This window comes from Stenotrophomonas sp. 2YAF22, from assembly GCF_052114665.1.
Taxonomy (GTDB): Bacteria; Pseudomonadota; Gammaproteobacteria; order Xanthomonadales; family Xanthomonadaceae; genus Stenotrophomonas; species Stenotrophomonas indicatrix.
In genome coordinates this window covers 1-7,586 of sequence record NZ_JBFRFE010000157.1, presented here as the reverse complement: position 1 = coordinate 7,586, position 7,586 = coordinate 1, and the positions used below count along the sequence as shown (strand labels likewise).

Genomic DNA, 7,586 nt, shown 5'->3' with positions numbered 1-7,586 from the left:
GCCGGCCAGCGGCCGGCACTACCGCAGGCACGGCGGCGCCGGAGCGCCGCCGCGATACGTCATTTACGTGCGAACGCCAGCAGGTCGGCGTTGAACTGATCCGCATGGGTAAGGGTGAGGCCGTGCGGTGCACCGGCATACACCTTCAGTTCGGCGTCCTTGATGATCTGCGAGGACAGCTTGGCCGAGGCGTCGAACGGTACGATCTGGTCGTCATCGCCGTGCACCACCAGGGCTGGCACGTCGATCTTCTTCAGGTCTTCGGTGTAGTCCACTTCCGAGAATTCGTGGATGCAGTCGTACTGGCCCTTCACGCCGCCCAGCATGCCCTGCAGCCAGAACGAATCACGCATGCCTTGTGTGACGCTGTTGCCATCACGATTGGCGCCGAAGAACGGTGTGGCCAGATCCTTGAAGAACTGCGACCGGTCGCCACCGGTGCCCTTGCGGATGCCGTCGAACACCTCCAGCGGCGTGCCGGCCGGATTGCCGGCGGTCTTCAGCATCAACGGCGGCACGGCGCCGACCAGCACCACCTTGGCCACGCGCGTGCTGCCGTGGCGGCCGATGTAGTGAGCCACTTCGCCACCGCCGGTGGAATGGCCGACCAGGATCGCGTCCTTCACGTCCAGCGCATCCAGAACGGCAGCGAGGTCATCGGCGTAGGTGTCCATGTTGTTGCCGTCCCAGGTCTGGCTGGAGCGGCCATGGCCGCGGCGATCGTGGGCGATCACGCGATAGCCGTTCTGGCCCATGAACAGCATCTGCGGATCCCAGGCATCGGACGACAGCGGCCAGCCATGGGCGAATACGACAGGCTGGCCGGTGCCCCAGTCCTTGTAGAAGATGCGGGCGCCATCGTTGACGGTCACGAAATTGCTCATTGCAGGTTCCTTGGCGGAAGGGAGGAAAGACGCCTGCGGGTTCGCCGGCGCCTGCGGCAGTACAGCGCAGGATGGGCTGCGTGCATTGCACGGCTGTGGCGGATTGACGTGTTTGCTGTGATGACGCGACTCGCTCTGGCGGCAGGTCGGTGCTGATGGCAACCATGGCCATCTGACGCGCGAGGGCCAGCCATGAAGATGCCGATGTGGGGAGTGTTGCCTGGACTGCTGTGGGCGGCTGTCGCGGCGGCGCAGACCAACGTCTACAAGTGCACCGATGCTGAGCATCCGGTCTATCAGCAGACGCCCTGCCAGGGGCGGGCGGAGTGGCGCTGGGAAGTGCCCAGTGCCGAGTCGAAGGCGCGTGGGCCGCTACCTTCGGCCGTGCCGCCTGCCCGCAGCGCAACCACGCGGACGCCACGGCGCGGCCGCGCGCAGGGCGCGCTGATATCGATCACGGCCGACCCGCAAGCGTGCGAGCGGGCGCGCCAGCAGCAGGTGAAGGCGCTGGCCAAGCCGCGCAGGCTCGACTACCTGCAGCGCAGGCAGCTGGATGACGCGGTGCGCGAAGCCTGTCGTTGAGTACAACGAAAAACGGCACCCGAAGGTGCCGTTCTGGTCTGCAGCCGGGTAAGCCTCAGCGGCCGTCGCTGGCGGCGGCGGGCGCCGCTGCTGCATCCGGCTTGGGCAGGCTCAGCTCCGGGTTGCCCTGTTCGGCCTGCAGGATCTGGATCCGGCGCTGCAGCGCATCGAGCTGGCTGTTGGTGCTCTGCACGTCGGTGCTCAGGCTGACCGCTTGCTGCTGGGCCTGCTGCAGCGCTGCGCTGACCTGCGCCGACTGCGCCTGCTGCTGTTCCATTTCCTGCTGCAGGGTACGCAGGCGTTCTTCGTTGTAGGCCACCAGGCGCTCGGTGTAGCGCTTGCCGGCTTCCAGCCGGGTGGTGTCGATATAGACCTGCGCCAGCTGTTCGGACTGCTGCGCGAATGTGCGGTAGACACGTTCGGCGTTGTCGACGGCATCGGTCTTGATCACCCGCCAGAAGTTCTTCTCCTGGAACAGGGCCACGTAGTAGGTCAGGGTATTGGCGTTGAACAGCAGGCTGGCGCCGTAGTTGCCGTTGTAGGTGGTACGCAGCTCGGTGAGCTGCTGCGCATCCATCAACTGCTTGAGTTCGTCGACGGTGTTGCGTACCACCGGTGCGGCCTTGGCCGGCTCGACGGTGGCAGTGCGATCGCCACGTGCGGCCAGCGCCGACGGCGCCACCACGATCATGGCCACGGCCAGCAGTGCTGCGCCGCGCGGATACCGGGCGAAGACGGTGCCCCCTGAAGTTTCTCGCATGTCTAGACCATCCACGAATGTAGTGTGGGTTGAGTTGAAAGTGGTTCCCCGCCGCGAGTCTAGCATGGGCACGGACGCCGCCAACCCGCGCCCGCGCGGCTCAGAAGACCAGCTGCGCCGAGCTGCACTGGATCGACTGCATGCTGACATCGGTGCGGCCCAGTTCCAGCCCGAGCAGGCTGGCCAGGGTGTTGGTCAGCAGGGTGCCGACGCTGTTGAGTACGGGCTTGAGCGCCGCCAACACCGGGTTCAGCAGCGCACACAGCAGGCCACTGCAGGTGACGTTGTTGCCGGGGGTGGTCACGCCGCCGCCGTTCTGCCCATCCAGGAATCCGGCCGGGGCGGTCTGGATGTAGGACGCCAGGTTGGTACGCACGCAGCCGTTGTAGTCGATCAGGTTGCCCAGCAGGCTGTCGCAGCGGTTGATCAGCAGGCCGCCGACCAGCGAGCCCAGCAGGCCGTCGAGCAGGCCCAGTCCCTGGCCAGTCACGGTGGCGCGGTAACCGGCCCAGACCGATCCATCTTCCCAGCAGGTGGTCAACCCGAGTGGGCAGGGTTTCGGTACACCCTTGGTAACGGTCCAGTTGCCCAGTGGTGCGAGGTTGCGTGACGGATCGCCATCGCGCAGCAATGGAATCACCTGGTCCACGTTGTAACGCCCGCCGCTGGGGAAGGCCGCCTGCAGGTAACGGTCGGCCAGTGCCTTGGCGGTGTCATTGGCGCTCATGCCTTGCTTGGGTGAACTGAGCATGCCTGACAGCACCCGCAGCAGTTCGTTGACCAGGTCTGACACGGCGGTGCCGACGGCCAACGGGTTGATCCGGGTCGAGCCGGTCTGGCCTGCGGCCAGGGTCAGGCTCTGCGTGCTGGTCAGTGCCGGCAGGGTGACCTTGTCGTTGATCAGGGGCTGCCCCAGAAGCTTCAACAGCTGCTCGTTCTGCAGGGTCGCGTCACAGACGTTGCTCTTGGAGAAGCGATCGGCCGCGTTGACCTTGCCGACGCAGGCGCGCAGTACCGAGGAATCGACCTGGACGGTGGCCGTCGGCGGCGTCGCACCGCACTGGATGCTGGTCAGTGTCCCCATCGCATTGGCCACATCCACGTGCAGTGGCAGATGCAGGCGGGTGCCGAGCAGGTTCAGCAGCGGGCCGATCGCGAACAAGCGGTCGCTGTCGACGTCCACCATCAGCCGCACCTGCGCGTTGTACGCGCGTGCGCCCACACCGCCGATGGCGATCGACGGCGGCTCCACCACGCCGGCCTTGACGTCGATGCCCAGCAGGTTCAAGCCCTGCACCTGCACACCATTGCCATCGTTGGCGATGGAGATCGCGGCGGTGACAAGATCCAGCACGTTGACCCTCGATTCCAGCGCGCTGCCGATGGTGCCGTCCGGTGAGATAACCTGCGCGAACAGGCCGCCGCCGCCGTTCTGGCTGCCCAGCAGAATGTTCAGCTGGTTGATGTCCAGCCGCGTGCCGACCAGGTTGGACAGCGCCTGCAGCTGTACGCCGACGGCGGTCTCGCGGCCCACCACCGTGGCAGTGGCATTGACCAGCTGTGCCAGTGATATGCGGTTGACCGACAGCAGCCGGTTGAAGTCGGCCACGCTGAGGTCGGCGGTGACCGGGATGCCCAGTGCCGCCAGCAGCCCCGACGGGGTGACGGTGGCCTGTGCCAGGCCGTCGTAGGACAGAATTGTTGCGTTGGTGACGTCCAGGCCGACCAGCCGAAGGGTCGCCATCAAGGGGGAGTTGCCATTGGTGCGCAGCAGCTGCGAACCCACTGCAAACACGGCGGTGGGTTCCGAACGCTTGGCCACCGCCTGCACGCGCAACGTGGGCAGCCCGCTGTTCTGGCCGAAGAACGGCAGAACGCCGCGTTCGGCAATGACCCGCACCGCGTTGCGTGGATTGCCTGCGTCCACGCTTGGGCTGAAGTGGTCAGCCGTTCCGCGGGTGGCATTCCAGTTGCCACACTGGATCTGCACCTGCCCAGGGAAGGTGTTCTGTGCGAGCGCATTCTGCCGGGCCGCGCTGTTGTCGGCGTTGTCGGGCCGGCACAGGTCCAGCCGTTGTGCGCCTGCCAGCGCAGCCAGATCGACCACCTTCTGCGCATCGCGCTTGGCCCAGAACAGGAAGCCGATCTCGATCAGGCCGAGCATGGCCAGCAGCGCGATCATCACCAGCATCATGGTGACCGACATACCGCCGCGCGGGCGACTGAAGCTGATGTGGCGTGCTCGGTTCATGGCGGGCCTCAGCGTCCGGATCGGGAGGATCCTGCGGACTTGGCGACGTCGGTTTCGAAGAATTGCGGAATGTCGTACTGGAAGCTCTTCAGGTAACGCGCGTAGCTGGATGTGGCCTGGTCGCCGAGGATCGGCAGGCGGGCACCGGCCACCTCGCCGGACGCTTGCAGGCGGAACAGGCTGCGAGTGGTGTCACCGATCTGCGAGGTGTTGGGCTGCAACTGCGTGCCGCCGAAATCAGGCTTGGTTTCAGGGGCTGCGGGGGCTGCGATGGGCGCTGCGGCTGGTGGCGGCGATACGTCCACGGTAGCCAACGGCTCGCTGTGCAGGGGAGCGGCTGCCGGCGCGGGCGCGGCACCACCCAGCATCTGCCCGGTCAACGGTTGCTGCGGCGTCTGCGCCTGCACAACCGCAGCGAGAGACAAGCCGGCAAGCACCGGCAGCAGGCAGCGGATCAGCGGCTTCGAGGTCATGGCGTGTTCCCGGTGGGATGGTCGGTGGAGCCGAAGCGTTCCAGCATCGAGGGCGGCAGTCGTGGTGGGTCGCGTTGGTCGCGGCCATCGCGGCGCGGTTCGGCGGCCAGGCGTGGGCTTGCGTTGGCGGGGGTGGTAGCTACCGAAGCAACTGGCCGTGTCGCTGCCGCCGCTGCAGCAGTGGCAGCGGCCTGGCGTTGCTGCAGCCGCGCGCGGATCTGCTGCGCCTGCTGTTCCACGCTGCGGCGGGTCTCCTCGCTGAAGCTGGCCTGCTGGGCCAGCCGTTCGACGGTGGCAGTGTCGCCACGCAACAGTGCCCACAGGGCAAGATTGGCGGTGGCCTTGGCATTGCCCGGCGACAGTTCCAGCGCCTTGGCCAGTGGCTCGCGTGCCTGTTCGAAGCGGCCGGCACGAAGCCGTGCATAGCCCAGGTCGCCGAGGTAATCGGTGTTCAGCGGGCTCAACTGGGTGGCACGTGCCAGCGCCTGTTCGCCGCCCTGGTCGTCGTCGCGCAGGGCAGCGATCAGGCCCATGCCGTGTGCAGCGGCCGCGGCCTGCGGGCCATTGCCGAGCTCGCGGTACAGCGCCAGCGCCGCATCGACCTGGCCGGTCTGGCGCAGTGCGTCGGCCTGCAGCAGGCGCAGTGCCGGGGTATCGCCGTAGCGCTGGCGGAACGCATCCACGTGCGCCAGCGAAGCGTACCAGGCGCCCTGCTGCTGCATCCGCTGGATCAGTTCCAGGTAGGCGTTGCGGCTGTCCTGCGGGGCCGGGGTCGGCTCGGCCAGGCTCGGCGCACGCAGGTACTTCGGCGTGGTGGAGCTGCAGCCGGCAGCAGCGGCAGCCAGGGCAAGCAACAGGCAGGCAGGGCGCAGGACAGGCATGAAGGTCATCCCATTTTCGACAAGGTAGTGGCCAGCGCGACCAGCGCCGGTCCGGCCAGCACCAGCATCAGTGCCGGCAGCAGGGTCAGCATCATCACCACGGTCATCTTCACCGAGAGCTTGCCGACCTTTTCCTTCAGCGCGTTGCGGCGCTGCTCGCGCAGGCGGACGCTGAACTGGCGCAGCGGTTCCTGCACGGCACCGCCGTGGGCGTGCACCTGCAGGATCAACTGCACAAGGCTGGACAGATCGTCATCGCCGTACACATCGCTCAGCCGGCGCAGCGACTGCGCGCGCGTGCGCCCATGGGTGTAGGACACATTCGCTTCCTGGATTTCCCCACCCAGCACCGGCAGTGCGTCGCGCAGCTTGTCGCCCAGTGTCTGCAGGCTCTGATCCATGCTGTAGCCCACGCCCTGCAGCAGGCGCAGCAGGTCGATCAACAGCGGCAGCTCATTGTTCACTGCGCGTCGCCGCCGCTTGACCCATGCACTGAGCGCGAACTTCGGCAGCAGCAGGCCAGCAGCCAGCGCGCCGATCACCACCATGATCCTCGACAACCCCGTGGCGTCACTCAGCGTCAGCGCAATACCCAGTACCAGCACCGCCAGCAGCAGCCGCAGGCCGAGGTAGATGGCGGTGCCGCGGCGAGTGTTCCAGCCGGCGAGGTCCAGCAGCAGGCGATCCTCACCGGCCAGCAGCGCCGCTTCCAGGCGTCCGCCGCTCAGTCCGCGGCCGAACTGCTCCAGCCAGCCGAGTGAGTCCTTGCGTGCGTCAGCCGCTGCGTCTTCGCTTTCGCGCGGACGCAGCGCTGTTTTCAACGTGGCCTCGCTGCGGTCCTCGCGATGGCTGCGCACCCAGCTGCCAAGCCCCAGCAGGGCCACGCCGGCGGCCAACACCAGCAGGGCAGCCACGAACCAGATGCTGGCGCTCATTGGATGCCTCCTGCGTGGTCGGGGATGTTCATAGTGATTTGGCCAGGCGGTACAGCAGGAAGGCGCCGGTCAACTCCAGCGCCAGCGCGATCAGCAGGATCTTGTGGCCCAGTGGGTCATGCAGCACCGGCTGGAAGAACTCGGGGCTGGAGATCGCCATCAGCACTGCGCTGGCCGGTGGCAGGAGGCCCAGTACCCACGCCGACATGCGGGTTTCAGAAGTGGTTGCGGCCAGTTCCTGCTGCGCCTGTTCCAGGTCACGCATGAAGTCGCCCATGCGCTGCAGGATCTGGTCGGCACGGCCGCCGATGCGCACGCTCACGCCCATCACCACCGCCAGCACCTTCAGTACGTCCATGCGGTAGGGCTGTGCGGCCAGGTTGAGCGCACGGTCAAGGTCCATGCCGCCACGTGCATAGCGCACCGTGGTGTCGAGCAGGCCGCGCAGCGGCGCGTTGGTCTGCATCGACGCGACCTGGAAGGCAGCCTGCAGGCTGTTGCCGAGCGCGGTAAGGCGCACCAGGTTGTCGAGGAAGTCCGGCAGCTGGTGCAGCAGCTGCGCCTGCAGCTTGCCGATACGGCGCATCAGCCACAGCCAGCAGCCCAGCACGTACAGCAGCAGGGTCAACGGGAACATCCAGAAGGTGCCCAGGCGCAACACCGCGAACGCGGACAGGGCGATGCCCGGCAGCAGCATCAGCAGCGGCAGCTTCCAGCCCGGTGCCAGGCCGGCACGCTGCAGCAGCCCGTTCCAGGGCAGGGCGCGGCGACCCGGCGCAGGCAGCGACGCCTGCCGTGTTGCATCTGCCGGCGCGGCGGC

General features: G+C 67.1%; 8 protein-coding genes. 1 reads left to right on the top strand and 7 read right to left on the bottom strand.

The genetic code is table 11. The features are described 5' to 3' along the window. Nucleotides 1–59: 59 nt before the first annotated feature. Nucleotides 60–884, bottom strand: a complete 825-nt coding sequence (locus tag AB4Y84_RS08465; RefSeq protein ID WP_442244838.1) for an alpha/beta fold hydrolase — start codon at nt 882–884, stop codon at nt 60–62. Nucleotides 885–1,076: 192 nt separating this feature from the next. Between AB4Y84_RS08465 and AB4Y84_RS08460 the strand changes: the two genes are divergently transcribed. After that, a complete protein-coding gene (locus tag AB4Y84_RS08460; protein WP_313251643.1) occupies nt 1,077–1,466 on the top strand; it encodes a hypothetical protein in 390 nt (129 codons plus the stop codon). Between the two features lie 55 nt (nt 1,467–1,521). Here the strand turns inward: AB4Y84_RS08460 and AB4Y84_RS08455 are convergent, their stop codons facing one another. From AB4Y84_RS08455 to AB4Y84_RS08430, 6 genes are all read right to left on the bottom strand, one after another. Beyond that, the gene (locus tag AB4Y84_RS08455; protein ID WP_088100167.1) at nt 1,522–2,226 is read right to left on the bottom strand and encodes a DUF2968 domain-containing protein; all 705 of its coding nucleotides are present in this window, start codon (nt 2,224–2,226) and stop codon (nt 1,522–1,524) included. A 100-nt stretch (nt 2,227–2,326) separates the two neighbouring features. Beyond that, nucleotides 2,327–4,477 (bottom strand): TadG family pilus assembly protein, encoded by a 2,151-nt coding sequence (locus AB4Y84_RS08450; RefSeq protein WP_424842726.1) that lies wholly within the window; start codon nt 4,475–4,477, stop codon nt 2,327–2,329. Nucleotides 4,478–4,485: 8 nt separating this feature from the next. Then, nucleotides 4,486–4,950: a DUF3613 domain-containing protein gene (locus AB4Y84_RS08445; RefSeq protein WP_312786590.1), complete on the bottom strand. Its 465-nt coding sequence runs from the start codon at nt 4,948–4,950 to the stop codon at nt 4,486–4,488. Further along, on the bottom strand, nt 4,947–5,831 hold the full coding sequence (locus AB4Y84_RS08440; protein ID WP_442244837.1) for a tetratricopeptide repeat protein: 885 nt from the start codon (nt 5,829–5,831) through the stop codon (nt 4,947–4,949). The genes AB4Y84_RS08445 and AB4Y84_RS08440 overlap by 4 nt, the downstream gene beginning before the upstream one ends. Before the next feature lie 5 nt (nt 5,832–5,836). Continuing rightward, nucleotides 5,837–6,766 (bottom strand): type II secretion system F family protein, encoded by a 930-nt coding sequence (locus AB4Y84_RS08435; protein ID WP_025878539.1) that lies wholly within the window; start codon nt 6,764–6,766, stop codon nt 5,837–5,839. 28 nt (nt 6,767–6,794) lie between these two features. After that, on the bottom strand, nt 6,795–7,586 hold a 792-nt coding region (locus tag AB4Y84_RS08430; RefSeq protein ID WP_442249989.1), incomplete at its 5' end, for a type II secretion system F family protein.

What these genes read in the sequence shown, in the direction of transcription:
- AB4Y84_RS08465 (WP_442244838.1), bottom strand. Translation starts at nt 884, where the DNA reads ATGAGCAATTTCGTGACCGTCAACGATGGCGCCCGCATCTTCTACAAG.
- AB4Y84_RS08460 (WP_313251643.1), top strand. Translation starts at nt 1,077, where the DNA reads ATGAAGATGCCGATGTGGGGAGTGTTGCCTGGACTGCTGTGGGCGGCT.
- AB4Y84_RS08455 (WP_088100167.1), bottom strand. Translation starts at nt 2,226, where the DNA reads ATGCGAGAAACTTCAGGGGGCACCGTCTTCGCCCGGTATCCGCGCGGC.
- AB4Y84_RS08450 (WP_424842726.1), bottom strand. Translation starts at nt 4,477, where the DNA reads ATGAACCGAGCACGCCACATCAGCTTCAGTCGCCCGCGCGGCGGTATG.
- AB4Y84_RS08445 (WP_312786590.1), bottom strand. Translation starts at nt 4,950, where the DNA reads ATGACCTCGAAGCCGCTGATCCGCTGCCTGCTGCCGGTGCTTGCCGGC.
- AB4Y84_RS08440 (WP_442244837.1), bottom strand. Translation starts at nt 5,831, where the DNA reads ATGCCTGTCCTGCGCCCTGCCTGCCTGTTGCTTGCCCTGGCTGCCGCT.
- AB4Y84_RS08435 (WP_025878539.1), bottom strand. Translation starts at nt 6,766, where the DNA reads ATGAGCGCCAGCATCTGGTTCGTGGCTGCCCTGCTGGTGTTGGCCGCC.